Below are 23,398 nucleotides of genomic sequence, written 5' to 3' on the forward strand. Positions count from 1 at the left end.
CAGGTCCCCTAGGGTGCTGCGCATGCGCACGACCCGGACCCTCATCGCCGCCGTCACGGCGGGCATCGCCCTCGCCGGCCTGACCGGCTGCTCGGCCGACGCGGTCCGGCAGGCCACCGACCTCGGATCGTCGGTGGCCTCGAACGTCAGCGAGACCGTCCAGGGCATCGACGGCAAGGCGATCCAGGACGGCATGGCCTCGGTCGCCGGCGGCATCGACGGCGCGCTCGACGCCGCGCTCGACGGTACGGGCGTGACCTCGGACGGCAAGGTGCCGGACGGCTTCCCGACCGCAGACGTGCCCCTCGTCGACGGCACCGTGCTCGGTGGCGGCGCCGGCCCGAACGGATCCGGCTGGGTCGTCCAGGTCCGCGTGGCCTCGGTCGGCGACTTCCAGGCCGCGGCCGAGCAGCTCGCGGCGGCCGGCTACACCGAGTCCGCGAAGCGCGCCGACTCGTCGAGCGCCTTCGGCCTGTTCCGCAGCGACGCGCACCGCGTGGTGCTCACGCTGTCCGAGACCAAGGACGGCGTCACCGCGACGTACATCGTCACGCCCCGCTAGCGAAGTACCCTGGGAGGCGATGTCCAAGGCTCCCGCAACGCGTCCCGAACGCGTCCTGTTCGTGCACGCCCACCCCGACGACGAGACCCTGTCGTCCGGCGGGACCATCGCCACCCTGCTCGAGCTCGGAGCCGAGGTGACCGTGCTCACCGCGACGCGCGGGGAGCGCGGGGAGATGCTGACGGACGCCCTCGCGCCGCTCGCCGGGGACGGCCCGCGGGTGGCCGCGCACCGTGCCACCGAGATCGCCGCGGCGCTGGCCGCGCTCGGGGGGCCTGCCCACCTGTGGCTCGGGGGCCCGGGAGCGCGACCCACCGACCTGCCGGAGCGTCGGTACACGGACTCGGGCATGCAGTGGGGACCCGACGGCCGTGCCACGAGTGCCGACGACGCCCCGGCGGACTCGCTCACCCGGGCCGACCTCGGCGAGGTCGTCGACGACGTGCGCGCCGCCATCCGGTCGACCGGTGCCGACGCGGTCGTGAGCTACGCCGACGACGGCGGGTACGGTCACCCCGACCACGTCCGCGTGCACCACGCCGCGCGGTACGCGGCCCGTGCCGAGGAGGTCCCCTTCTCGATGATCGTCGACCCGGACTCCGCCGAGGTCGACCTGACCGTCGACGTCGTCCCGGTCCGCGCGAAGGTGCGTGCCGCGGTCGAGCAGTACCGGTCGCAGGTCTCCGTGGACCCGGTGGACCCCGCTGATCCGCAGCGCCTGACCTGGGTGATGCCGCACGGCGTCCGTCAGGAAGCGCCCGCCATCGAGGCCTACCGGCACGACGCCGACCCCGTGCCCCGGGTGCCCGAGACCTTCGCGGAGCTCTCCGGCCAGGGCAAGGCGACGGCCGTCGTGGTGGCCGCCGTCGCGGGCCTGGTGGCGGGGGCGCTCGGTACCGTCACCCACCAGCAGACCCTCGGGGGCTTCCCGATCGGCATGGTGATCACGACCCTCGTCGTGCTCGGGCTCGTCGTCGGCCTGCGCCTGCTCTACCGCTCGCGTGCGATGGTCGCGGCCGCCGGCATCGCCGTCATCGTCGCCACGCAGGTGCTGTCGAGCGTGGGTGGGCAGTCGTCGCCGCTCGTGCTCGCGAACCTCGCCGGGTACGTCTGGACCTTCGGGCCGGCGGCGATCGCGGCGTTCACGCTCGCCTGGCCGGACCTGTCCGGGCTCCGGGCGCGGGCCGCGATCGCCCAGGCGGACGGCCGGTCAGGGGCGTCCCGGGGCCGCGAGTAGACTCGGGAGTGCTCAGTCCGAAGGGAGCACCCCCACCGTGACCTACGTGATCGCCCAGCCCTGTGTCGACGTCAAGGACCGCGCCTGCATCGACGAATGCCCGGTCGACTGCATCTACGAGGGTGACCGGTCGCTGTACATCCACCCCGACGAGTGCGTCGACTGCGGTGCGTGCGAGCCGGTCTGCCCGGTCGAGGCGATCTACTACGAGGACGACCTGCCCGACGAGTGGGCCGACTACTACAAGGCCAACGTCGAGTTCTTCGAAGAGGTGGGTTCGCCCGGTGGTGCCGCCAAGGTCGGCGTGATCCACAAGGACCACCCCGTCGTCATGGCCGAGCCCCCGCGCGGCTGACCCGCGGATCCGCACGTGGCGCTCGACCTCCCCGACTTCCCCTGGGACCAGCTCGTCCCGTTCAAGCAGCGCGCTGCGGCGTACGAGGGCGGCATCGTCGACCTCAGCGTCGGTTCGCCCGTCGACCCGACCCCCGAGGTCGTCCGCACGGCACTGGCCCGGGCCACCGATGCGCACGCGTACCCGCAGGTCGCCGGCACGCCTGCGCTGCGCGAGGCGATCGCCGAGTGGTACGGCCGCAGGCAGGGCGTGACCCTCGCGCCCGACCAGGTCCTGCCGACGATCGGCTCGAAGGAGTTCATCGCGGGGCTCGCGCTCTGGCTCGGCATCGGCCCGGGCGACACCGTCGTGTTCCCCGAAGCCGCGTACCCGACCTACGAACTCGGCGCGGCCCTCGTCCGGGCCGAGGCGCTGGCGTCCGACGACCCCGCCGCGTGGCCGGACACGACCCGGCTCGTGTGGCTGAACTCGCCCGGTAACCCGGACGGCCGCGTGCTCTCCGTGGAGCACCTCCGCGCCGCGGTATCGCGGGCACGGGAGCTCGGCGCGGTGATCGTCGGCGACGAGTGCTACGCCGAACTCGGGTGGGAGCCGCCGTACGACGGGGCGCCGACCCCCTCGATCCTCGACCCCCGTGTCGTGGGGGACCGGGTCGACGGCGTGCTCAGCGTGTACTCGCTGTCGAAGCAGTCCAACCTCGCTGGGTACCGCGCCGCGTTCGTCGCGGGGGACGCGGCGGTCCTGGCCGAGGTGCTCGCGGTCCGGAAGCACACGGGCATGATGCCGCCGCTGCCCGTGCAGGACGCGATGATCGTCGCCCTCGCGGACGACACGCACGTGCAGCAGCAGAAGGCGCGCTACCGCGCTCGACGGAACATGCTCCGACGGGCACTCGAAGGAGCGGGCTTCCGCATCGACCACAGCGAGGCCGGCCTGTACCTCTGGGCCACCCGCGGCGAGCCGGCGCTCGAGACCGTCGGCTGGCTGGCGGAGCGGGGCATCCTCGTCGCGCCGGGCACCTTCTACGGGTCTGCAGGTGCCGAGCACGTGCGGGTGGCGCTCACCGCGACCGACGACCGGATCGCGGCCGCCGCGCAGCGACTGGCGAGCACCCGGAGGCTCGGGGCGTCCTGATCGCGTTGCGTCGCGCCTCCTGGCCGTGACGAGGCACCGAAGCGACACGTGGCTCCCCGCGCAATCCGTGGAATCCACCAGATCTCCGCCTTCCGGTGGTGCACGACCGACAGTCGGCGCAGTTAGGCTGTCGTCGTGACTGACACTGCCAACGACGCTCAGAAGACGGCCACACCGCCCACCACGCCCGTCCCCGTGAGCCCCGCCGCCGCGGAGTCGACGGAGACCGCGACGCTGACGTTCCCGGGTGGCACGGCGGAGTTCCCGATCCTGCCGAGCGTCGACGGCGCGTCCGCCATCGACATCTCCTCGCTGAAGAAGCAGACCGGGCTCAACACGCTCGACTACGGCTTCGTCAACACCGGCGCGACGAAGAGCGCCATCACCTACATCGACGGCGACCAGGGCATCCTGCGCTACCGCGGGTACCCCATCGACCAGGTCGCATCGGGCTGCACCTACCTCGAGGTGGCCTGGCTCCTCATCTACGGCGAGCTCCCCACCGCCGAGGAGCTCGAGGGCTTCGACGCCCGCATCCGTCGGCACACGCTGCTGCACGAGGACCTCCGCCGACTCTTCGACGCGCTCCCGCACTCGGCGCACCCCATGTCCGTCCTGTCCAGCGCCGTGAGCGCGCTGTCCACGTACTACGAGGACGACATGGACGTCGACGACCCCGAGAAGGTCGAGCTGCAGACCGTCCGGCTCCTCGCCAAGCTCCCGGTCATCGCCGCGTACGCGCACAAGAAGGCGATCGGCCAGGCCTTCCTCTACCCGGACAACAAGCTGTCCTTCGTCGACAACTTCCTGCGGCTGAACTTCGGCACGATGGCCGAGCCCTACGAGCCGAACCCGGTGCTGTCCAAGGCGCTGGAGCGGCTCCTCATCCTGCACGAGGACCACGAGCAGAACGCCTCGACCTCGACCGTGCGGCTCGTCGGCTCGACGAAGGCGAACATGTTCGCGTCGATCTCCGCGGGCATCAACGCGCTGTACGGTCCGCTGCACGGCGGTGCGAACGAGGCCGTGCTCGAGATGCTCCAGCAGATCAAGGACTCCGGCGAGCCGGTGTCGCGCTTCGTCGAGCGGGTGAAGAACAAGGAGCGCGGGGTGAAGCTCATGGGCTTCGGGCACCGCGTCTACAAGAACTACGACCCGCGGGCGAAGCTCGTGAAGGAGTCCGCGCACGAGGTCCTGCAGTCGCTCGGCGTGCAGGACGACCTGCTCGACATCGCGATGGAGCTCGAGCAGATCGCGCTCGAGGACGAGTACTTCGTCAGCCGGAAGCTCTACCCGAACGTCGACTTCTACACGGGCATCATCTACCGGGCGATGGGCTTCCCGCCGCGGATGTTCACGGTGCTGTTCGCCATCGGGCGCCTGCCGGGGTGGATCGCGCAGTGGCGTGAGCTGAACAACGACCCGCTCAACAAGATCGGCCGCCCGCAGCAGCTGTACGTCGGGCACCCGGAGCGGGACCTGCCCGCTCGCTGACGCCTGACCTCGGTCCGGTCGGGAGGCCCGAAGGCCCGCTCGCGTCCCGCGAGCGGGCCTTTCCGGTCACGCTCAGGCGCGTAGGGCGACGTACTTCGCCCGCTCGGTGACGTGCGCGCGGCGTGTCCTGCCCACTCGGTCCCGTCCGACACGGTGCCCGTTCCTTCCCATTGCGAGTGCCATGGCAAGCGGAAACGGGGTTACCTGGTCGTTCCGGCCGACTGAGTACGCCCGCTTCGACCAGGTACGCCCGGTTCCGCCGGGTACGCCCGGCTCCGATGCATGTCGCCCGACGCGCGCCGGACTGGTCGCGGCGGTCAGGACCCTCGGCGCGCCGCCCGGAACCGGCCCGCCGACGTTGCCCAGGTGCCGATCAGGTCGATCGCGGCGACGAAGGCGGGTGTGCCCGGGCGGTTCAGGAACGCGTGCCGATCGGCCAGGACGTGTCGCTCCACCGACGTGCCCGCCGAGACGAGTTCGGCGGCGAACCGCTCGCCCGACGCCCGCATCGCGTCGGACGCGGCGTCGACGGCGAGGGTCGGCGGGAAGCCGGTCAGGTCCTGCCCACCAGCGAACGCCGTCCGCTCCACGAGCGACCCACGGGGCACCGCGTTCCGGTTCGCGACGTCGAGGGCCCACGGCGCGTGCGTCACGCGGCGGTGCCCGCGGACGGTGCGCTGCACGGTGCGGTCACGGGGAAGTCGGGCGTGGTGGAACCCGTAGGCGAGGACCACTCCGTCCGGAGGATCGCCGGCGTCGAGCAGGCCGAGGGTCGCAGCCGAGGCCAGGCACGCTCCGGCACTGGCACCCCCGAGCAGCAGCGGACCGGGCGTCCTCCGCCGAGCGTCCTGCACGACAGCGACGACGTCGTCGTGCGCGTGCGGCCAGCGGGCGCGGGGTCGAGGGCCGGTCCGGCCCACCCAGGGGAGCCCGGGGAGCGGGGCGAAGCGGTAGTCCACGGTCACGACCGACAGCCCCCGGCCGGCCAGCGCACCTGCCACGGCGTGCGACTCCGCTTGGTCGAGGCCACCGCGGAAGAACCCGCCGCCGTGCAGCCAGACCAGCGTCGGCCCACCCGGACGCCCGTACCTGCGCACCGGCACGGCATCGCCCGGCCCTGCGATCACCGCCCCCATGCCGTCAGTCTGGCAGGCGGACCGCGCCTTACGCGTGCAGCGCGGTGTTCAGCTGGATGCCCTGCCCCTGGCGCTGCAGGGCCTCGACCGCACCCGAGAGGGAGTTGCGCCGGAACAGCACGTTCGGCACCCCCGACAGCTCTGCGGCCTTGACCGTGCGGGGCGTGCCGTCGGGGCTGGGCGCTGCGCCGACCAGGACGACCTTGGTGCCCGCCGTCACGTACAGCCCGGCCTCGACCACGGAGTCGTCACCGAGCGAGATGCCGAGCCCCGCGTTCGCCCCGAGGAGCGCCCGTTCGCCGAGCGACACCCGGTGCGTCCCACCGCCGGACAGCGTGCCCATGATCGAGGCGCCACCGCCGATGTCCGTGCCGTTGCCCACGACCACGCCCTGCGACACCCGGCCCTCGATCATCGCGTCGCCGAGGGTGCCGGCGTTGAAGTTCACGAAGCCCTCGTGCATGACCGTCGTGCCGGGGGCGAGGTGGGCGCCCAGGCGCACCCGGTTGGCGTCGCCGATGCGCACACGGTCCGGGACGACGTAGTCGAGCAGGCGGGGGAACTTGTCGACCGCGTGCACCGCGATGCCCGCGCGCTGCAGCACCGGGCGCAGGCGCGCCAGGGCCTCGGGGTGCACCGGACCGGCGTTGGTCCACGCGACGATCGGCAGGTGCCCGAAGACGCCGTCGAGCGAGACCTCGTTCGGTCGCACGTGCAGGTGGCTCAGCAGGTGCAGCCGCAGGTACGCGTCGGGCGTGCTGGTCGGTGCGTCGTCGATGACGATCTCGGTGGTCACCGCCTCGACCCGGACCTCGCGCCGGGGGTCGTCGCCGACGTGCGCCTCGAGCTCGGGCGGGACCACCGCGTCGGCCGGACGCTCGCCGAGGTGCGTCTCCGGGTACCACGTGTCGAGGGTGGTGCCGTCCGCGGCGATCGTCGCGAGGCCGTGGCCCCATGCGTGCGTGGGTCGGTCGGTGGCAGCGGTCGCGTCGGTCACGCCACCAGGGTAGCGAGCGTGCCCGGCGGCGACCCGTCCGGGGAGACGGTCTGTGGAGAACGCTCCCGTCCGCGGTCCACCCGGTTTGGAGGCGCGACCACCTGTGGACGGGCGGCCCCCGTCCACAGGCGGTCGCCTCACCGATGGCTGTTGGACGCGGCCGGTACGCTGACCGCATGCCGGAGCAGCTCGACCTCACCGCCTCGTCCATCGACATCACGCGTGCCATCTGCGACATCGAGTCGGTGTCCGGGAACGAAGGACCCCTCGCCGACGCGATCGAGGCGGCGCTCTCGGCGCTGCCCCACCTCGCGGTCGTCCGCGACGGCGACGCGATCGTGGCGCGCACGCAGCTCGGCCGCGAGCGCCGGGTCGTGATCGCCGGGCACATCGACACCGTCCCGCTCAACGGCAACCTGCCGACCGAGTTCCGCACCGCGGACGACGGCACCGAGATCCTGTGGGGCCGTGGCACGGTCGACATGAAGGCCGGCTGCGCCGTGCAGCTCAAGCTCGCGCACGACCTCGCCGAGCCGAACGTCGACGTCACGTGGGTGTTCTACGACCACGAGGAGGTCAGCGACTCCCTCAACGGCCTCGGTCGGCTCGCGCGGACCCGTCCCGAGCTGCTCGCTGGCGACTTCGCGATCCTCGGGGAGCCGTCGGGGGCGCAGATCGAGGGCGGGTGCAACGGCAACCTCCGCGCCGAGGTCCGGACGTTCGGCAAGCGCTCCCACAGCGCACGCAGCTGGATCGGCGACAACGCGATCCACAAGACGGCACCGATCCTGGCCACCCTCGCCGCGTACGAGCCGCGCACCGTGACGGTCGATGGGCTCGAGTACCGCGAGGGTCTGAACGCGGTGGGCATCACGGGCGGCATCGCGGGCAACGTGATCCCGGACGAGGCGATGGTGCACGTGAACTACCGCTTCGCGCCGTCGCGCAGCGCGGACGAGGCGGTCGCGCACATCCGTGAGCTGTTCGACGGGTACGACGTGCAGATCGTCGACCTCGCAGCCGGGGCGCGTCCCGGCCTCGACGCTCCGCTCGCGCAGCAGTTCGTCGCAGCGGTCGGCGGGCCCGCCCCGCGCTCGAAGTACGGCTGGACGGACGTGGCCCGCTTCTCGGCGCTCGGCGTCCCGGCGGTGAACTACGGACCCGGCGAGCCGGTCTTCGCGCACCACGACGACGAGCAGGTCCCCGTCGACCAGATCACCGCGGTCGAGGACGGCCTGCGTCGGTGGTTGACGGCGTGACGACCGGCCCCGCGCGCACCGTCGCGGGGCACCTCGACGCCGGGCGCTGGCGGGCGCGCTACCGGCTCGTGCCGTGGTGGGTCCGCGTGAGCGTCGTGTACGTGGCCGCGCGGATGGTGACGGGCGCGATGCTCCTGGCCTTCGCGGGTGTGCAGACCGCGAACTCGTTCACCGCTGCACACCCGTCGTACCTGTCCTTCGCCGCCATCTGGGACGGCGCCTGGTACCGGGTGATCGCGTCGAACGGGTACCCCTCGGTCCTGCCGGTGGACGCAGCCGGCCACGTGACGGAGAACGCCTGGGCGTTCATGCCCGCGTACCCGTTCCTCGTGCGCGGCCTGATGGTGCTGACGGGCGCGTCGTTCGAGGCCGTCGCCGTCACGGTGTCCCTGGTCGCGGGCTGGGGCGCCGCGCTGGTGTTCCGACGGCTGGTGGGCCGCTTCCTCGACGACGGCCGGGCGACCTTCGCCACGGTGCTGTTCTGCGTCGCACCGGTGTCCGCGGTGTTCCAGGTCGCCTACGCCGAGGCGATGGGACTCTTCCTCCTCCTGGTCGCACTGCTGCTGATGGTCGACCGCCGGTGGTGGACGATGCTGCCCGTCGTGCTGCTGCTCGGCATGACCCGGCCGACCGGACTGGCGTTCGCGTTCCTCGTGGCGCTGTTCCTGGCCGCCTGGGCGATCCGGCCGTCGTGGGTGCGGGAGGCGGAGCGGCCGACCCTGCGCACGGCCGTGCCGCCGCTGGCGGTCGCCGCGGTCTCCGGGCTCGTCGGTCTGGCCTGGCCCGCGATCGCCTGGGCCGTGACCGGGGTGCCGAAGGCCTACACCGACACCGAGCTGGCCTGGCGGTCGTCGTACATCGGGTGGAAGGAGCTCGTCCCCTTCGCGCCGTGGATCCAGGGCGCCGGGTGGTGGTTCGGGCAGCCGGCGGGCGGGATCCTGCTCGCCGTGGCGGTGCTCGGGTTCGCAGTGTTCGTCGCCCACCCCGCCGTCCGCCGCATCGGCCTGGAACTCCGCCTGTGGGGCGTGGCCTACGTCGTCTACCTGCTCGCGGTGTTCTTCCCGCAGTCGAGCACCTGGCGGATCCTGCTGCCGATCGCGCCGCTGCTCGGCATCGTCGCCCTCCCGCGGTCGCGGGTGTACCGGGTGCTGGTGGTGGCCGTGTGCCTCGGTCTGCAGTTCGTGTGGCTGTACACGTGCTGGTGGGTCGACGGCTACGACTGGACCCCGCCGTGATCGACCTCGCGGTCGTCTGAGTCCTCGGCGGCGGGAGTGGCTGCGGGGTCCTCGCCGGGGCGCCAGTCGGCGGCGGCGTGCACCATCGCGTTCACGGTCGCGATGAACGGCACCGCGAAGAACGCCCCGACGACACCGGCGATCGTGGTGCCCGCGGTGACACCGAGCACGACGCCGAGCGGGTGTACGCGGACGGCCGAGCCGGTCAGGAACGGGTGCAGCACGTGGCTCTCGAGCTGTTGGACGACCACCACCACGGCGAGCATGACCAGCGCCGGCACCAGCCCGTTGAAGACGAGCGCGATGAGCACGGCGACGGTGCCCGCCACGATCGCACCGACCACCGGGACGAACGCGCCGAAGAACACGATCACGCCGATCGGGACGGCGAGCGGCAGGCCGAGCGCGAGTGCGCCGATGACGATGCCGAGCGCGTCGGTGACCGCGACGACGAGCTGCACCCGGATGAAGCTGGTGAGGGTCTTCCAGCCCGCCTGACCGGCAGCGTCGATGCGTCCGCGCGAGCGTCGCGGGAAGATCCGCATCACCCACGACCAGATCCGGTGGCCGTCGATCAGCACGAAGATCGTGGTGAAGACCACGATGAACAACCCCTCGAGTGCGTGCACCAGTCCGCTGCCAGCCTCGGCTGCCCCGGACAGGATCGACGCGACGTGGGTCTGCAGGAACTTCGTCGCCTCTGCCAGGTACTTCGTGACCTGCGCCGAGGTGATGCCGAAGGGCTCGGACGCGAGCAGGGTCTGGAAGGTCTGCACGTTGCTCGTGAGCCGGCGCTCGAGCGTCGGCAGGTCGTAGCGGATCTGTGCCGTCACGACGAGCGCCAGGACGCCGAGGACGACGACCACCGAGACGCAGGCCGTGAGCACGGCGAGCCACTTCGGCCACCGGTGCCGTTGCAGGAACGCCGAGAACGGGGCGAGCAGCGCGCAGACGAGCAGCCCGACCAGGAACGGGACGACGATGTGCTGCAGCAGGACCACGAGGGCGACGACGACGGCGAGGGCGGCCACCACGACGAGGAACCGCCACGAGAACGCTCCGGCGATGCGCATGCCCCTCGGCACCGCCTCGGCGACCGGATCAGGCTGTGGACGGAGCACGGAGCGGATGTTCGGCATCCGCACAGGTGACCACTCCGAGCCGCGAGAACGTCGCATTCCGACACCCCCAACCTGGGCGGTTTCGCAGTTGCCCCTCCGGTACGGGATAATGGGCACGCATCTTCTGCACGAAAGGGGACATCTGATGGCAGCGATGAAGCCGAGGACCGGTGACGGGCCGATGGAGGCTGTCAAGGAGGGTCGACTCATCATCGTGCGGGTTCCGCTCGAAGGTGGAGGCCGCCTGGTGGTCTCGGTCAACGACGCCGAGGCCAAGGAACTCCACGACGCACTGGCAGAGGTCGTCTCGGCCTAGTACGTCGAAGCACCACGACAGGAGGCCCGGAGCGCGTACGCTCCGGGCCTCCTGTCGTTGGCCCTCGGTGCTAGGCGGAGACCTTCGTCATCTGCAGCAGGCCGTCACCGGCGGGCGACAGGGCGCTGCGGACGGCGCCGGACGTCGAGACCTCGGTCAGCAGCAGGCGGAAGTCCGTGGTCGCGCGGTCCCGTCGGACGGGGTCAGCGACCCGCCCGCGCCAGAGCGCGTGGGGCACGAGCACGGTGCCGCCGACCCGGGCGAGCCGGAGTCCGTGCTCGACGTACTCGATGACGTGCTCGGGGTCGGCGTCGACGAGGACGACGTCGTACGAGGCGTCGTTCATCCGTGGCAGCACCTGGTTCGCCCGCCCGGGGATGAGCCGGACGCGCGAGGGCGCCGTGCCCGCGGCGATGTAGGCGTCACGGGCGTGCTGCTGGTGGTCCACCTCGACGTCGATCGTCGTGAGGGTCGCGTCGGGTGCGCCGCTCAGCAGGTACAGGCCGGAGACGCCCAGGCCCGTGCCGATCTCGATGATGCTCGACGCGCGCGACGCGGCGGCGACGACGGCGATCTGCGCACCGATCGCGGGGGAGATCGCCTCGACCCCGAGCTCGAGGGAGTGCTCTCGCGCTCGGGCGATCACCTCGGGCTCCGAGACGATGTCCTCGGCGAACTTCCAGTTCGACTCTTTCTCTGACACGCACACTCCGTTCGGGAGACAACTCTACGGGTGCGCCGCAGCGTGGACGGGTTACGCTCGTCCCCGTGTCCATCGACTTCAACAAGATCCTGATCATCGGGATCATCGCGGTGCTGCTGCTCGGACCGCAGCGCCTGCCGATGTACGCGCAGAAGCTCGCCGAGTTCGTCAAGGCCGTCCGCCGGTTCGCCGACAACGCCAAGGACCGCATGCGCGAGGAGATGGGCCCGGAGTTCGACGACGTCGACTGGCAGAAGCTCGACCCGCGGCAGTACGACCCGCGGCGCATCATCCGCGACGCCCTGCTCGACTCCGGCAGCAGCACGGCGAGCGGCATGGCGGCGGTGCAGACCGCACAGGTCACCGCGTCGAAGGTGCGCGCGACGGCCCCGGTGGTGCCGCTCGCCGAGGGCGAGGCCGCGCCCTTCGACACCGAGGCGACCTGACGCCTCCCGTGACGACACGTCGGACGGGAGGCGCGGTGCCAGCTGGTACCGCGCCTCCCGTCCGTCGTCAGTCGCGCGTCGCGACGATCGTGAACGTCGTCGGCATGCGGTCGCGGTCCTCCGCCGGCCAGACCCACGACCCCGTGCCGTCCTCCTCCATCCGCGGGCTGAAGCGCCACGGGAGCGTCCGGCCCTCGTCCAGACGGCGGAGGCGCAGGCCGGCGCCGAGCAGCGCGGTGACGACCTCCGACAGCGGGTGCGGCCACTCGTAGGTCCGGGTGTTCGCGACCGTCCCCTCGCCGACGTAGGTGCCGGTGTCCTCCCACTGCTGCGCCGTGCCGTCCGGGAAGTACCGGTACCGCGTGACGAGCTCGTCCGCGTCCTCGTCGAGGGCGTACAACGCCGGGTGCCCGTCGCGGATGTAGAACACACCGCCCGGGCGCAGCAGCGCGGCGACCTGCGCCGCCCAGCGGTCCAGGTCGGGCAGCCAGCAGATGGTGCCGATGCTCGTGTAGACGACGTCGAAGTCGCCCGTGACGGCGGCCCGCGCGTCGAGGACGTCCGTCTCGACCCAGGTCACGTCGAGACCGAGCCGTTCGGCCAGGGCGGCTGCCGATGCCAGCGCGGGTGCCGAGAAGTCGACGCCGGTCACGCGGGCGCCCTCGCGGGCCAGCGAGACCGTGTCCGTGCCGATGTGGCACTGCAGGTGGCAGAGGTCGAGGCCGTCGAGCGAGCCGCCCGGCAGCCAGGGGGTCAGGGCGGGCAGGTCGTTCCGCACGACGTCGGACCGGTGCGCGGGGTCGTCGAGCGCTGCGACGTCGTAGGCGCCCTCGTGGATGGGCACCCGGTCGTCCCAGTTCGCCCGGTTCGTCTCACGGGCGGCGTCCCAGTCGACGGTGACGTGGTCGGTGCTGTCCATGCCGCCACGGTACCGAGGACGTGCGGTCCGGTGCGAGCGGCGCTCAGGACAGCGAGAGACCGAGCTTCCGGCCGGCGAGCCCGCGGCCCATCGTGGTGATCCGCTCGGCGACGTCGCGCAGGGCGACCGCGGCGGGGTCGTCCGGCACACCGAGCACGACCGGCACCCCGGCGTCGCCGCCCTCGCGCAGCGGGACCGACAGCGGGACCCGGCCGAGCACCGGCACGGGGAACTCCTGGTCGCGGGAGAGCCGCCGGGCGGTCTCGTCGCCGCCGCCCTCGCCGAACAGGTGCAGGACGCTGCCGTCGGGTTGCACGAGCCCCGCCATGTTCTCGACCACGCCGATGACCTTCTGCCCGGTCTGCCGCGCGACGACCCCGCTCCGCTCGGCGACGTCCGCCGCCGCGGCCTGGGGCGTCGTGACGACGAGCACCTCGGCGTGGGGGAGGAGCTGCCCGACCGAGATCGCGACGTCACCGGTGCCGGGCGGCAGGTCGAGCAGCAGCACGTCGAGGTCGCCGAACCACACGTCCGTGAGGAACTGCGACACGGTGCGGTGCAGCATCGGCCCACGCCAGGAGACCGCGGTCGAGACGTCGTCGACGAACATGCCGATCGAGACGACCTTCACCTCGTGCGCCACCGGCGGCAGGATCATGCTGTCGACACGGGTCGGTCGTGGTGCCACGCCGTGCTCGTCCGTGAGGCCCATGAGCCCGGGCACGCTGAAGCCGTGCACGTCGACGTCCACGACGCCGACGCGCTGCCCGGCCGCCGCGAGCGCGACGGCCAGGTTGACGGTCACCGTGGACTTGCCGACGCCGCCCTTGCCGCTCGTGACGGCGATCACCCGGGTGAGTGAGTCCGGGGTGAACTGGACGCCGCGCGGTCGGCCGGCGCGGAGCCGTTCGGTGAGCGCGGCGCGGGTCGCCGGGGCCATGACGGAGACGTCGACGTCGACGTGGCGAACGCCGTCCACGGACCCGGCTGCGGAGCGCACGTCGCGCTCGATGGTGTCGGCGGCCGGGCACCCGACGATCGTGAGCTGCAGGTCGACCCGCACCGAGCCTCCGGGCCGGACGTCGACCCCGCGGATCATGTCGAGCTCGGTGACGGGCCGACGGATCTCGGGGTCGAGCACGCGACCGAGTGCTGCGAGGACCGCGGTGCCGAGCTGCTCGTCGGGTGTCGGTGCGGTGCCGTCAGCCACGCGTGCTCGTCGCCCCCGTGCTCGTCGCCCCCGTGCTGTCGTCGACTGGGCCGCTGCCGCGCAGCGCTGCCTCTTCCGCGTCGCGGCGGTCGAGCTCCTCGAGCAACGACCGGATCTCGGCACGGATGAAGTCCTTCGACGCCATCTCTCGCATCGCCAGGCGGAGTGCGACGACCTCGCGGGCGAGGTACTCGGTGTCCGCGAGGTTGCGCTCGGCACGCTGACGGTCCTGCTCGAACTGCACGCGGTCGCGGTCGTCCTGCCGGTTCTGCGCGAGCAGGATGAGGGGTGCCGCGTACGAGGCCTGCAGCGAGAGCACGAGCGTCAGCGCCGTGAAGCCGATCGCGGCCGAGTCGAACTGCCACGACTTCGGTGCGAGGGTGTTGTAGCCCATCCACAGGGCGCAGAAGAGCGTCAGGCCGACCAGGAACCAGGGCGTCCCCATCGCCCGGGCGATGCCCTCGGTCGCACGACCGAAGGTGTCCCCGCGACCACGGCGTCGGGTCGGGAGCACGCGCGTGCGCATGCCCTTGGGCGAGTCGAGTCGCTCCTGGCGGTTGTCATCCGTTCGGGCCACGGGTGGTCCTCCTTCCCGTCGTCACGGGCGTCTTGCGCTGGCGTTGGCGGAGTCGCGAGGGGGCATCCCCCTCGCCCTGACTTCGCCAGTCGTCGGGCAGGACGTGGTCGAGGACATCGTCGATCGTCACCACCCCGACCAGACGGTGGGCGTCGTCGACCACGGGGACGGACACGAGGTTGTATGTCGCCATGACCCGCGTGACCTCGGCGGCGCTGGCGTCGACCCGCACCGGTTCGGTCTGCTGGTCGATGAGCGTGCCGAGGCGCTCGTTCGGCGGGTACCGGAGCATGCGCTGGAAGTGCACGAGCCCGAGGAACCGACCGGTCGGCGGCTCGTACGGCGGCAGCACCACGCAGACGCTCGCACCGAGCGCCGGGGCGAGCTCGTGCCGGCGGATGAGCGCCAGGCCCTCGGCGACGGTCGCGTCGGCCGAGACGATGACCGGCTCCGTGGTCATCAGACCACCCGCGGTGTCCGGCTCGTACTCCAGGAGCATGCGGACGTCCTGCGCCTCCTCCGGCTCCATGAGCTGCAGCAGGGCCTCGCTCCGGTCGTCGGGGAACTGCGCGAGGACGTCGGCGGCGTCGTCCGGTTGCATCTGGTCGAGGACGTCGGCTGCGCGGGCGTCCTCGAGCCGGGTGAGGATCTCGATGCGCTCCTGGTCGGGCATCTCCTCCAGCACGTCGGCCAGCCGGTCGTCGGGGAGCTCCTCGGCGACCTCGAACCGGCGCTCCTCGGGCAGGTCGAGCAGCGTCGACGCCAGGTCGGCCGGCAGCAGGTCGGAGTAGGCGGCGATGACGTGCTCGGCGGACTGGGCCTCGCCGGGGAGCTCGTCCTCGGTGACCTCGTTCCACGTGGCGAAGGTCGTCGGCCCCTTGCCGAACGGCGACGGGGTCGTCTTCGGCTTCCGCAGGAAGAGCTGCGACACCTCCCAGTCGCCCTGCCCGCGGTCCTCGATCGCGACGTCCTCGATGGTGGCGCGGATGCGCTGGTTCTTGATGAGGACCTTGCGACCGAGCATCTCGGCGATGACCCGGACCTCGCCGCCGCGCTGCTCGAAGCGGCGCATGTTGACGATGCCCGTGGTGATGACCTGGCCGGCGCCGATCGACGTGACCCGGCCGATGCTGAGGAAGATGCGGCGTTTGCCGGGCACCTCGACGATGAGCCCGACGACGTGCGGAGCGTCGACGCGACGGTAGACGACCAGGACGTCCCGGACGCGACCGACGCGGTCGCCCGCGGGGTCGAAGACGGAGCACCCGGCGAGGCGGGCGACGAAGACCTTCGTGGCGCTCACCCGTCCAGCGTAGTCGTTGCCGCTCGGGCCGGGGACGAGCGGACCCGGCGGACGCTGAGACAGTGCACCGGCTGTCCGGGAGGACCTCCGCGCCCGTGCCCCGGAGGTTCCCGGGAGGCGCACGTGCGATCGCAAGGTGCTCGGTGGATGATGGCTGGGTGAGCAACCAGAGCCCGTTCGCCGGACGCACCGCCCAGGCCTTCCCGACGCTGCCGCGTGGGGACGTCCTCGGCACCTACGACAGCTACCCGGACGCCCAGCGCGTCGTCGCGAAGCTCGCCGAGGCGGACTTCCCGGTCGCGAAGATCTCGATCGTCGGCAACGACCTCAAGACCGTCGAGCGCGTCACCGGCAAGATGACGTACGGCCGCGCGGCGATCGCCGGTGCGCTGTCCGGTCTCTGGTTGGGCATCTTCTTCGGCATCGTCCTGACGCTGTTCGCCCCGAGCGCGGGCGGCCTCATCCTCGCCGCGGCGATCATCGGTGCGGCGTTCGGCATGCTGTACGGCATCGTCTCGTTCGCCATCACGAAGCGGCAGCGGGACTTCACGAGCGTGCACCAGGTGCTCGCCACGAACTACCAGATCGTCGTCGACCCGCAGCTCACGGGGCAGGCGCAGCGGATCCTCGGCCAGCACGGTGCGACCCCGTCCACCCACTGGAACGACGCCCCGCAGCCCGGCGCTCCCGGCACGCAGGCGCGTCCCTTCCAGGGGCAGCAGCCGTGGCGGCCAGGACCGCAGCAGGGCTCGCCCTACGGCGGACAGTCCACGCCCCACCAGCCGGGCGGCCCCCGTCAGCCGGGAGGCCCCCAGCAGCTCGGCACGCCGGCTCCCGGTCCGCAGGCCGGTTCCGCCCACCCCGGCGGTGGGCCGCAGGGACCGGGGCGCGAGGGCGCACCGCAGACCGGCGCGGACGACCGCCCCAGGTACGGCACGAACGACGGTCCCCGGTACGGGACGAACGACGGTCCGCGCTACGGCGAGACCCCGCAGACCGCGCCCCGGCAGGCACCCGCGACCGACCCGCGGGTCCCGCAGTCCCGACCCGACGAGCCGCCGCAGTACGGGGAGCGTGTCGACGGCGCCGCGCAGCGCCCGGGTCCGACACCCGACGACCGTCGCGACGGTGAGCGCGGGTGACGACCAGCGCACCACGCAGGACGCCCGCATCGACGATCGTCGATGCGGGCGTCGTGCGTCGTGGGAGGGCGACCGGTCAGAGGACCTTCGAGTAGCAGATCGACCGCACCGCACCGACGTAGGGGCCGAAGTTCGCGATGCGGGTGAAGCCCTCGCGCTCGTAGAAGCCGATGGCGCGCTTCTGCTGGTCGCCGGTCTCGAGCACGAGCGCGGGTGAGCCGAGGTCGATGGCGGCCTCCTCGAGGCGACGGAGGATCGCGCTCGACACCCCGGCTCCGCGGGATTCCGGACGCACGTACATGCGCTTCACCTCGGTGATGCCGTCCTGCACCAGGCGCAGCCCACCGCACCCGAGGGGCGTGCCGTCCTCGTCACGGGCGAGGAAGAACACCGCGATCGAGTCCGCCGTCGGCTTCTCCCCGGGCTCCGTGTCGCCGCCGTAGGACCGGTCGATCTCCAACCGCTGCGCCGCACGCAGGCGCTGCGCGTCGGGGGAGTCGAAGTGCTCGACGTCGATCGACAGGCCGCGCGGGACGGCCGTGCCGATCGGGGCGTCGGACGGAGAGGTGGTCGTGCTGGGGGAGGCCTCGGGCGTCGTCGTCACCCGCTCAGGCTAGCGGCCGGTGCGGGCGATCCACCCCTCCACTTCCGAGGGGGTCCGGGGGATCCCGACGGACAGGTTCTCGGCGCCGTCGGCGGTCACGAGCACGTCGTCCTCGATGCGGACGCCGATGCCGCGGAACTCCTCGGGAACGGTGAGGTCGTCCTGCTGGAAGTACAGGCCGGGCTCGATCGTGAACACCATGCCGGCCTGCACGACGCCGTCGATGTACATCTCGCGGCGGGCCTTCGCGCAGTCGTGCACGTCGAGGCCGAGGTGGTGGCTCGTCCCGTGGACCATGTAACGACGGTGGAACTGGTTGTCCGGCTGCAGCGACTCCTCCGCCGTGCCGGGCAGGAAGCCCCACTCGGCGGTCTTCCGGGCGATGACCTCCATCGCGGTCGCGTGGACCTCTCGGAAGGTGATGCCCGGCTCCACGATCGCGAACGCTGCGTCGGCCGCCTCGAGCACGGCCTCGTAGACCATCCGCTGCACGTCTGTGAAGGTCCCGCTCACGGGCAGTGTGCGGGTGATGTCGGCCGTGTAGAACGAGTCGACCTCGACGCCGGCGTCGATGAGGATCAGGTCGCCCGGCTGCACGGCTCCGTCGTTCCGGGTCCAGTGCAGGATGCAGGCGTGGTGCCCGGAGGCTGCGATCGTGTCGTAGCCGACCGTGTTGCCGTCGGCGCGGGCGCGACGGTTGAAGGTGCCCTCGACGATGCGCTCGCCGCGGGGGTGTGCGAGCACGGCGTCGAAGTCGGCGATCACGTCGTCGAAGCCGGACCTCGTGGCGTCGACCGCCTTGCGCAGCTCGTTCACCTCGTACGCGTCCTTCACGAGCCGCAGCTCCGACAGGTCGCGCGAGAGCACGTCGTCGGTGGCGGGCACGTCCTCGGTGCCGGCGGAGCCGCCGACCGCGGTGCCGAGTCGCTCGTCGAGGACCCGCGTCAGCTCGGCGTCGGCGTCACGGACGACCAGGACGGAGGCGTCGAGACCGTCGGCGACCGCGGCGAACGCGCCGAGGTCGGCCGTCGCCATGCCGAGGTCGGCGGCGACCTCGTCGAGCGACGGACGGGGTCCCACCCAGAACTCGCCGATCTCGGGGTTCGCGTAGAACTCCTCGGAGTCGCGGCCCGCGGTGGCGCGGAAGTAGAGGGTGGCGTCGTGGCCGGCGCCGTTCGGCGTCATCACGAGCACCGAACCGACGACGGTGTCCGTGCCCCAGCCGGTCAGGTGCGCGAAGGTCGAGTGCGGACGGAAGGGGTAGTCGCAGTCGTTCGAGCGCACCTTCGCCTGACCCGCGGGCACCACGATCGTGCGGCCCGGGTGGAGCTCGGAGAGCCGTGCCCGGCGCTCCGCGGCGAAGGCGGCCTGCTCACGGGGCTCCGGCAGCGGCCGCGCACGGTCCGCCCACTGCGACGCGATGTGGTCCTTGAAGGTCGAGGACCCGGGGGTGGTGGATCGGTTGCTCGTCGCGCGGGGAGTCGTGTCGGCCATGTCCCCATCATCGCACCGAGCCGCCCCTCCGGCCTGAGCGGCTGTTCACCTGTCGGTAGCATGGAGGACGTGCCCGATCCGTTCATCGACCTGCACGCCCACTCGAGCGTGTCCGACGGCACCGAGCGGCCGGCGGAGCTCGTCGCCGCGGCCGCCGCTGCCGGCCTCGACGGCGTCGCCCTGACGGACCACGACACGACCGCCGGGTGGGACGAGGCCGCTGCCGCCGTCCGTGACCGGCCGATGTCGCTGCTGCCCGGGCTCGAGCTGAGCACGCGGGTCGGGCACCGCAGCGTGCACGTCCTCGGCTACCTGGTCGACCCCGCGGACGAGGCCCTCGTCGAGGAGACCGCCCGCATCCGCGACGGTCGGTTCTCCCGGGCGCGCCGGATGGTCGAGCGCATCGGTCGCGACCACCCGATCACGTGGGCAGACGTCCTCGCACAGTCGAGCGACGGCGCCACGATCGGCCGCCCGCACATCGCCGACGCCCTGGTCGCACGCGGGCTCGAGCCCGACCGCAGCGCGGCGTTCCGGGGGATCCTGCACCCGGCCTCCGGGTACTACGAGCCGCACGAGGCCCCGACCCCCCTCCGCGGCGTGGAACTCATCCGCGGCGCCGGGGGAGTCCCGGTGATCGCACACCCGGCCGCGTCCTCGCGCGGGATCGTCATCGACGAGCCGATGCTCCGCGAGCTGGTCGACGCCGGGCTCGGTGGCCTCGAGGTCGACCACCGCGAGAACCTGGCGCACGGCAAGCGCACCCTGCTCGACTGGGCCGGGCGCTACGGCCTGTTCGTCACCGGGTCGAGCGACTACCACGGCACGGGCAAGCCGAACCGCTTCGGCGAGCACCGGACCGCGCGGCACTCCTTCGACGCGATCGTCGACCAGGCCACCGGCAGCGCCCCGGTGCACGGTGCCGGCTCCCGCCTGGCCTGAGGCTGCGCGTCCCGCTGACCGTCGGTCCTGTCGCGGGGGCCTCGCCGTCCGTCGGTGGCGCAGGAGACGTCGAGTCGACGGGCGCCATCCGACAGTTCCTGCTCCATCGATGACGCGAACGCGAGCGCGCACGACGAAGGCCCCGTCACGTCGGTGACGGGGCCTCCGAGCGGGCGGGAGGCGCTACTCGCCCTCGCCGCTGCTCTGCGGTGCCGAGGTGGTCGCCTCGGCCGAGCCGCTGCCACTGCTGCGACGACGACGGCGACGGCGGCGCTTCGCGGCGCCGTCGGTCGAGGTGCCCTCGGTGGTCGACACCGGGGCGTCGGGGCCGGTGGTCTGCTCGGCGGGAGCCGGTGCGGCGGAGTCCTGCGGGCCTCCCGAGCGGGTCCGGGACCGCGACCGGGAGCCGCTGCGCTCGCTGGCCTGGCGCCCACCGCTGCGCTCGCTGCTCTGGCGTGCACCGCTGCGCTTGGGCGCGGAGCCGGCCTCGGCCGCGTGCGAGGAGGCGCCGGGCAGTCGGCCCTTGGTGCCGGCCGGGATGTCGAGGTCGGTGAACAGGTGCGGCGACGACGAGTAGGTCTCGACGGGCTCGGGGATGCCGAACTCGAGTGCCTTGTCGATGAGCGTCCACTTGTGCAGGTCGTCCCAGTCGACGAACGTCACCGCGATGCCGGTCTTGCCCGCGCGACCCGTGCGACCCGCACGGTGCAGGTACGTGTCCGGGTCGTCCGGGATCGTGTGGTTGATGACGTGCGTGACGTCGTCCACGTCGATGCCGCGCGCAGCGACGTCGGTCGCGATGAGCACGTCGCGCTTGCCGGCCTTGAAGGCGGCCATGGCCCGCTCGCGCTGCTCCTGGTTGAGGTCGCCGTGGACGGCGGCCGCGTTGAAGCCGCGGTCCTTCAGCTCCTCGACGAGCTTCGCCGCGGCACGCTTCGTGCGGGTGAAGATGACGGTCTTGCCGCGCCCCTCGGCCTGCAGGATGCGGGCGATGACCTCGTCCTTGTCGAGCGAGTGCGCGCGGTAGATGACGTGCTTGATGTTCGCCTGGGTCAGGCCCTCGTCCGGGTCCGTCGCGCGGATGTGCACCGGACGGGTCATGAACCGGCGGGCGAGCGCGACGATCGGAGCCGGCATCGTCGCCGAGAAGAGCATCGTGTGACGGACCGCCGGGACGGCCTGGAAGATGCGCTCGATGTCCGACAGGAACCCGAGGTCGAGCATGCGGTCGGCCTCGTCGAGCACGACCTCCTGCACCTTCGACAGGTCGAGGAGCCGCTGGCGCTGCAGGTCGATGAGTCGCCCGGGGGTGCCGACGACGATCTGCGCGCCGGCCTTGAGCTGCTCGATCTGGCCCTCGTACGCCTTGCCGCCGTAGATCGACACGATCGTGGTCGGACGGTTCGAGGTGGCCAGCTCGAGGTCCTCGGTCACCTGGACCGCGAGCTCGCGCGTCGGGACGACGACGAGCGCCTTCACGCCCGGCTCAGGAGCGGCGCCGAGACGCTGGATGAGGGGTAGGCCGAACCCGAAGGTCTTGCCGGTACCGGTCTTCGCCTGGCCGATGATGTCCTGGCCGGTGAGGGCGAGCGGGATCGTCTGCTGCTGGATCGGGAAGGGCTCGGAGATGCCCTTCGTCGCGAGCGCATCGACGATGTCCTGCTCGATGTTGAGGTCTGCGAAAGTCAAAGAATCACCTTAGTCCTGGTGGAAGTCGACGCCAGTCTACCGACGGCGGGCGACGCCAGCGCCCCGGACGGGTCAGCGGCCGGTGGCCCGTATGCTTGTCACGTGGTGTCGTGGTGGAACCGGAAGCGCGCTGCGCAGCTCGCCGCCGCGTGGCTGGCGTCGCGGAACCCGCGCAACGCCTCGCCCGTGGAGCGCCTGCAGCTGGACGACGTGAGCCCCGAGCTCGACGTGTACCTCGGGCAGGCTGCGTACCTGCAGCTGTCGCTCTACGAGACGATGGGCCGCGCCGGTGCGGCGGCCCCGACGATGTCCGGGCGGCTGGTCACGGGCGTGCTCGCCACGACCGCGCTCGAACGGCACCGGACGATCGTCGCCGAGATCGAACGAGGCGGTTGGGCACCCGCGGAGCTCATGGAGCCCCACCGCGAGGCGATCGACCGCTTCCTCCGTCGCACGAGCGGCGCGGACTGGTACGAGTCGATGCTCACGGGCTACGTCACGGCGGGCATCCTCAACGACCTGTTCGGCAGCCTGCTCCGGTCGCTGCCGCTCGACGTCCGGCAGCGCCTGCGCTCCGTCTTCGACGCGCGGGAGGAGCCGGCGGTCGTCCAGGAGCTCGCGGCGCACATCGAGGAGGACCCGCGCATCGGCTCGCGTCTCGCGATGTGGGGACGACGACTCGTGGGGGACACGCTGCTGGTCGCGCGCTCGGCGCTCGCGTCCCACGCACGTGAGGACCAGGAACGCCTGGAGCCGGTGTGGACGGAGCTGATCGCGGCGCACACGCGGCGGATGGACGCACTCGGTCTGACCGCCTGACGCCTGACCGGGCTGCTGTCGCGCGGCCTCGGTGCGTGCGGCCGTCCGGCGCGGACCGCCGACCGGCGCATCCGGTGCGTGCTGCCGTCGGACGCATCCGGTGCGTGCCGCCGTCAGACGCGCTCGGTGCGTGCGCGCTCGAAGAAGGCCTCGTCGGCGGCGGTCCGTCGACGGCCGAGCAGCCACTCGGCAACGACGGCGACGACCCCCGCTCCGAGCAGCGCGACCGCCCAGATCCACCCGCCGTCGTAGGGCCACCCGGCCCAGGTGAGTGCCTCCCAGGCGACCGCGGCGACGACGCCGCCGATCACCGGACCGAGCAGGGCGCCGCGCGTCGAGCGCCACGGCACCACGACGTGCGCGACGGCCCCGGCGATGAGGCCGCCGAGCACGGCGAAGAGCAGTTCCACGTCAGGCGACGAAGCCGATGCGTCGCGACTCCTCGGCGCCGACCTCGACGTAGGCGAGCGAGGCGACCGGGACGATGAACCGACGGCCCTTCTCGTCCTTCAGGGAGAGGTGGGTCGACTGCGACTCGAGGGCCTGGGCGACGGCCTGCTCGATCTCCTCGGCGCTCTGGGCGGTCTCGAAGGCGATCTCGCGCGGGCTGTTGATGATGCCGATCTTGATGTCCACGAGCACAGCGTATCCGAGCGCTCCCGGACGGCACCGGTCGTTCGCCCGGGGCGCACTCGCACTCGTGC

General features: G+C 72.2%; 25 protein-coding genes. 12 read left to right on the plus strand and 13 right to left on the minus strand.

Annotated elements, in window-relative coordinates:
* Positions 1 to 22: 22 nt before the first annotated feature.
* The 5 genes from DEJ22_RS03975 (at position 23) to DEJ22_RS03995 (ending at position 4,782) form a co-directional block, all read left to right on the plus strand.
* Positions 23 to 562, plus strand: coding sequence for a hypothetical protein (locus tag DEJ22_RS03975; RefSeq protein WP_146241693.1), 540 nt, complete (start codon positions 23 to 25; stop codon positions 560 to 562).
* A gap of 19 nt (positions 563 to 581) precedes the next feature.
* Entirely contained in the window at positions 582 to 1,799 is a 1,218-nt protein-coding gene (locus tag DEJ22_RS03980; protein ID WP_111226488.1) for a PIG-L family deacetylase, read from the plus strand.
* 37 nt (positions 1,800 to 1,836) lie between these two features.
* Positions 1,837 to 2,154, plus strand: coding sequence for a ferredoxin (gene fdxA, locus DEJ22_RS03985; RefSeq protein ID WP_058728223.1), 318 nt, complete (start codon positions 1,837 to 1,839; stop codon positions 2,152 to 2,154).
* Positions 2,155 to 2,169: 15 nt separating this feature from the next.
* Positions 2,170 to 3,288, plus strand: coding sequence for a succinyldiaminopimelate transaminase (dapC, locus tag DEJ22_RS03990; protein ID WP_111226487.1), 1,119 nt, complete (start codon positions 2,170 to 2,172; stop codon positions 3,286 to 3,288).
* Positions 3,289 to 3,483: 195 nt separating this feature from the next.
* Positions 3,484 to 4,782 (plus strand): citrate synthase, encoded by a 1,299-nt coding sequence (locus DEJ22_RS03995; protein ID WP_111226486.1) that lies wholly within the window; start codon positions 3,484 to 3,486, stop codon positions 4,780 to 4,782.
* A 317-nt stretch (positions 4,783 to 5,099) separates the two neighbouring features.
* Here the strand turns inward: DEJ22_RS03995 and DEJ22_RS04000 are convergent, their stop codons facing one another.
* Positions 5,100 to 5,918, minus strand: a complete 819-nt coding sequence (locus tag DEJ22_RS04000) for an alpha/beta hydrolase (protein WP_111226485.1) — start codon at positions 5,916 to 5,918, stop codon at positions 5,100 to 5,102.
* A 28-nt stretch (positions 5,919 to 5,946) separates the two neighbouring features.
* Positions 5,947 to 6,915, minus strand: coding sequence for a 2,3,4,5-tetrahydropyridine-2,6-dicarboxylate N-succinyltransferase (gene dapD / locus DEJ22_RS04005; protein WP_111226484.1), 969 nt, complete (start codon positions 6,913 to 6,915; stop codon positions 5,947 to 5,949).
* 176 nt (positions 6,916 to 7,091) lie between these two features.
* Here dapD and dapE point away from each other — a divergent pair, with 176 nt between their 5' ends.
* Both dapE and DEJ22_RS04015 read left to right on the plus strand, forming a co-directional pair.
* Positions 7,092 to 8,174 (plus strand): succinyl-diaminopimelate desuccinylase, encoded by a 1,083-nt coding sequence (gene dapE, locus DEJ22_RS04010; protein WP_111226483.1) that lies wholly within the window; start codon positions 7,092 to 7,094, stop codon positions 8,172 to 8,174.
* Positions 8,171 to 9,409, plus strand: a complete 1,239-nt coding sequence (locus tag DEJ22_RS04015) for a putative hexosyltransferase (RefSeq protein ID WP_111226482.1) — start codon at positions 8,171 to 8,173, stop codon at positions 9,407 to 9,409. Before dapE ends, DEJ22_RS04015 begins: the two co-directional genes overlap by 4 nt.
* Here the strand turns inward: DEJ22_RS04015 and DEJ22_RS04020 are convergent.
* Positions 9,388 to 10,548 (minus strand): AI-2E family transporter, encoded by a 1,161-nt coding sequence (locus DEJ22_RS04020; RefSeq protein ID WP_181430696.1) that lies wholly within the window; start codon positions 10,546 to 10,548, stop codon positions 9,388 to 9,390. The genes DEJ22_RS04015 and DEJ22_RS04020 overlap by 22 nt on opposite strands.
* 127 nt (positions 10,549 to 10,675) lie before the next feature.
* Here DEJ22_RS04020 and DEJ22_RS04025 point away from each other — a divergent pair, with 127 nt between their 5' ends.
* Positions 10,676 to 10,846 carry a DUF3117 domain-containing protein gene (locus DEJ22_RS04025; RefSeq protein WP_017887054.1) on the plus strand — a complete coding sequence of 57 codons (171 nt, stop codon included), beginning with the start codon at positions 10,676 to 10,678 and terminating at the stop codon, positions 10,844 to 10,846.
* 70 nt (positions 10,847 to 10,916) lie between these two features.
* Here the strand turns inward: DEJ22_RS04025 and DEJ22_RS04030 are convergent, their stop codons facing one another.
* The gene (locus DEJ22_RS04030; protein ID WP_111226480.1) at positions 10,917 to 11,549 is read right to left on the minus strand and encodes an O-methyltransferase; all 633 of its coding nucleotides are present in this window, start codon (positions 11,547 to 11,549) and stop codon (positions 10,917 to 10,919) included.
* Between the two features lie 65 nt (positions 11,550 to 11,614).
* Between DEJ22_RS04030 and DEJ22_RS04035 the strand changes: the two genes are divergently transcribed.
* Complete coding sequence (locus DEJ22_RS04035; protein ID WP_111226479.1) at positions 11,615 to 11,995, plus strand: twin-arginine translocase TatA/TatE family subunit; 381 nt, start codon at positions 11,615 to 11,617, stop codon at positions 11,993 to 11,995.
* Between the two features lie 67 nt (positions 11,996 to 12,062).
* Here the strand turns inward: DEJ22_RS04035 and DEJ22_RS04040 are convergent, their stop codons facing one another.
* From DEJ22_RS04040 to DEJ22_RS04055, 4 genes are read right to left on the minus strand one after another with little or no spacing between them, the layout of a single operon-like run.
* Positions 12,063 to 12,914 carry a class I SAM-dependent methyltransferase gene (locus tag DEJ22_RS04040; protein ID WP_111226478.1) on the minus strand — a complete coding sequence of 284 codons (852 nt, stop codon included), beginning with the start codon at positions 12,912 to 12,914 and terminating at the stop codon, positions 12,063 to 12,065.
* A gap of 43 nt (positions 12,915 to 12,957) precedes the next feature.
* Positions 12,958 to 14,124: a P-loop NTPase gene (locus tag DEJ22_RS04045; protein WP_111226477.1), complete on the minus strand. Its 1,167-nt coding sequence runs from the start codon at positions 14,122 to 14,124 to the stop codon at positions 12,958 to 12,960.
* Positions 14,117 to 14,650, minus strand: coding sequence for a DUF1003 domain-containing protein (locus tag DEJ22_RS04050; protein WP_502862519.1), 534 nt, complete (start codon positions 14,648 to 14,650; stop codon positions 14,117 to 14,119). The genes DEJ22_RS04045 and DEJ22_RS04050 overlap by 8 nt, the downstream gene beginning before the upstream one ends.
* Positions 14,651 to 14,684: 34 nt before the next feature.
* Positions 14,685 to 16,004, minus strand: coding sequence for a magnesium transporter MgtE N-terminal domain-containing protein (locus DEJ22_RS04055; protein WP_111226476.1), 1,320 nt, complete (start codon positions 16,002 to 16,004; stop codon positions 14,685 to 14,687).
* A 158-nt stretch (positions 16,005 to 16,162) separates the two neighbouring features.
* Between DEJ22_RS04055 and DEJ22_RS04060 the strand changes: the two genes are divergently transcribed.
* The gene (locus tag DEJ22_RS04060; RefSeq protein ID WP_111226475.1) at positions 16,163 to 17,146 is read left to right on the plus strand and encodes a general stress protein; all 984 of its coding nucleotides are present in this window, start codon (positions 16,163 to 16,165) and stop codon (positions 17,144 to 17,146) included.
* Between the two features lie 76 nt (positions 17,147 to 17,222).
* Here DEJ22_RS04060 and DEJ22_RS04065 read toward each other — a convergent pair whose 3' ends face one another.
* Together DEJ22_RS04065 and DEJ22_RS04070 are read right to left on the minus strand one after the other, a co-directional pair.
* Complete coding sequence (locus tag DEJ22_RS04065) at positions 17,223 to 17,750, minus strand: GNAT family N-acetyltransferase (RefSeq protein ID WP_258379561.1); 528 nt, start codon at positions 17,748 to 17,750, stop codon at positions 17,223 to 17,225.
* A gap of 9 nt (positions 17,751 to 17,759) precedes the next feature.
* Positions 17,760 to 19,244, minus strand: coding sequence for an aminopeptidase P family protein (locus DEJ22_RS04070; protein WP_111226474.1), 1,485 nt, complete (start codon positions 19,242 to 19,244; stop codon positions 17,760 to 17,762).
* Positions 19,245 to 19,304: 60 nt separating this feature from the next.
* Between DEJ22_RS04070 and DEJ22_RS04075 the strand changes: the two genes are divergently transcribed.
* Complete coding sequence (locus tag DEJ22_RS04075; protein WP_111226473.1) at positions 19,305 to 20,186, plus strand: PHP domain-containing protein; 882 nt, start codon at positions 19,305 to 19,307, stop codon at positions 20,184 to 20,186.
* A gap of 183 nt (positions 20,187 to 20,369) precedes the next feature.
* On the opposite strand, the gene DEJ22_RS04080 is transcribed toward DEJ22_RS04075, so the two are convergent.
* Positions 20,370 to 21,875, minus strand: coding sequence for a DEAD/DEAH box helicase (locus DEJ22_RS04080; protein WP_111226472.1), 1,506 nt, complete (start codon positions 21,873 to 21,875; stop codon positions 20,370 to 20,372).
* A gap of 102 nt (positions 21,876 to 21,977) precedes the next feature.
* On the opposite strand from DEJ22_RS04080, the gene DEJ22_RS04085 reads away from it, so the two are divergent.
* Positions 21,978 to 22,694 carry a ferritin-like fold-containing protein gene (locus DEJ22_RS04085; RefSeq protein ID WP_258379560.1) on the plus strand — a complete coding sequence of 239 codons (717 nt, stop codon included), beginning with the start codon at positions 21,978 to 21,980 and terminating at the stop codon, positions 22,692 to 22,694.
* A gap of 113 nt (positions 22,695 to 22,807) precedes the next feature.
* Here DEJ22_RS04085 and DEJ22_RS04090 read toward each other — a convergent pair whose 3' ends face one another.
* Positions 22,808 to 23,104 carry a hypothetical protein gene (locus DEJ22_RS04090; RefSeq protein ID WP_111226471.1) on the minus strand — a complete coding sequence of 99 codons (297 nt, stop codon included), beginning with the start codon at positions 23,102 to 23,104 and terminating at the stop codon, positions 22,808 to 22,810.
* A 1-nt stretch (position 23,105) separates the two neighbouring features.
* The gene (locus DEJ22_RS04095) at positions 23,106 to 23,330 is read right to left on the minus strand and encodes a DUF3107 domain-containing protein (RefSeq protein ID WP_111226902.1); all 225 of its coding nucleotides are present in this window, start codon (positions 23,328 to 23,330) and stop codon (positions 23,106 to 23,108) included.
* Positions 23,331 to 23,398 lie beyond the last annotated feature (68 nt).

It is taken from the genome of Curtobacterium sp. MCSS17_007, assembly GCF_003234175.2.
Classification (GTDB): domain Bacteria; phylum Actinomycetota; class Actinomycetes; order Actinomycetales; family Microbacteriaceae; genus Curtobacterium.

Coding starts and splice junctions, on each gene's coding strand:
- dapE (WP_111226483.1), top strand. CDS start 7,092: ATGCCGGAGCAGCTCGACCTCACCGCCTCGTCCATCGACATCACGCGT.
- DEJ22_RS04025 (WP_017887054.1), top strand. CDS start 10,676: ATGGCAGCGATGAAGCCGAGGACCGGTGACGGGCCGATGGAGGCTGTC.
- DEJ22_RS04070 (WP_111226474.1), bottom strand. CDS start 19,244: ATGGCCGACACGACTCCCCGCGCGACGAGCAACCGATCCACCACCCCC.
- DEJ22_RS04000 (WP_111226485.1), bottom strand. CDS start 5,918: ATGGGGGCGGTGATCGCAGGGCCGGGCGATGCCGTGCCGGTGCGCAGG.
- DEJ22_RS04075 (WP_111226473.1), top strand. CDS start 19,305: ATGGAGGACGTGCCCGATCCGTTCATCGACCTGCACGCCCACTCGAGC.
- DEJ22_RS04040 (WP_111226478.1), bottom strand. CDS start 12,914: ATGGACAGCACCGACCACGTCACCGTCGACTGGGACGCCGCCCGTGAG.
- DEJ22_RS04050 (WP_502862519.1), bottom strand. CDS start 14,650: ATGCGCACGCGCGTGCTCCCGACCCGACGCCGTGGTCGCGGGGACACC.
- DEJ22_RS03980 (WP_111226488.1), top strand. CDS start 582: ATGTCCAAGGCTCCCGCAACGCGTCCCGAACGCGTCCTGTTCGTGCAC.
- DEJ22_RS04020 (WP_181430696.1), bottom strand. CDS start 10,548: ATGCCGAACATCCGCTCCGTGCTCCGTCCACAGCCTGATCCGGTCGCC.
- DEJ22_RS03975 (WP_146241693.1), top strand. CDS start 23: ATGCGCACGACCCGGACCCTCATCGCCGCCGTCACGGCGGGCATCGCC.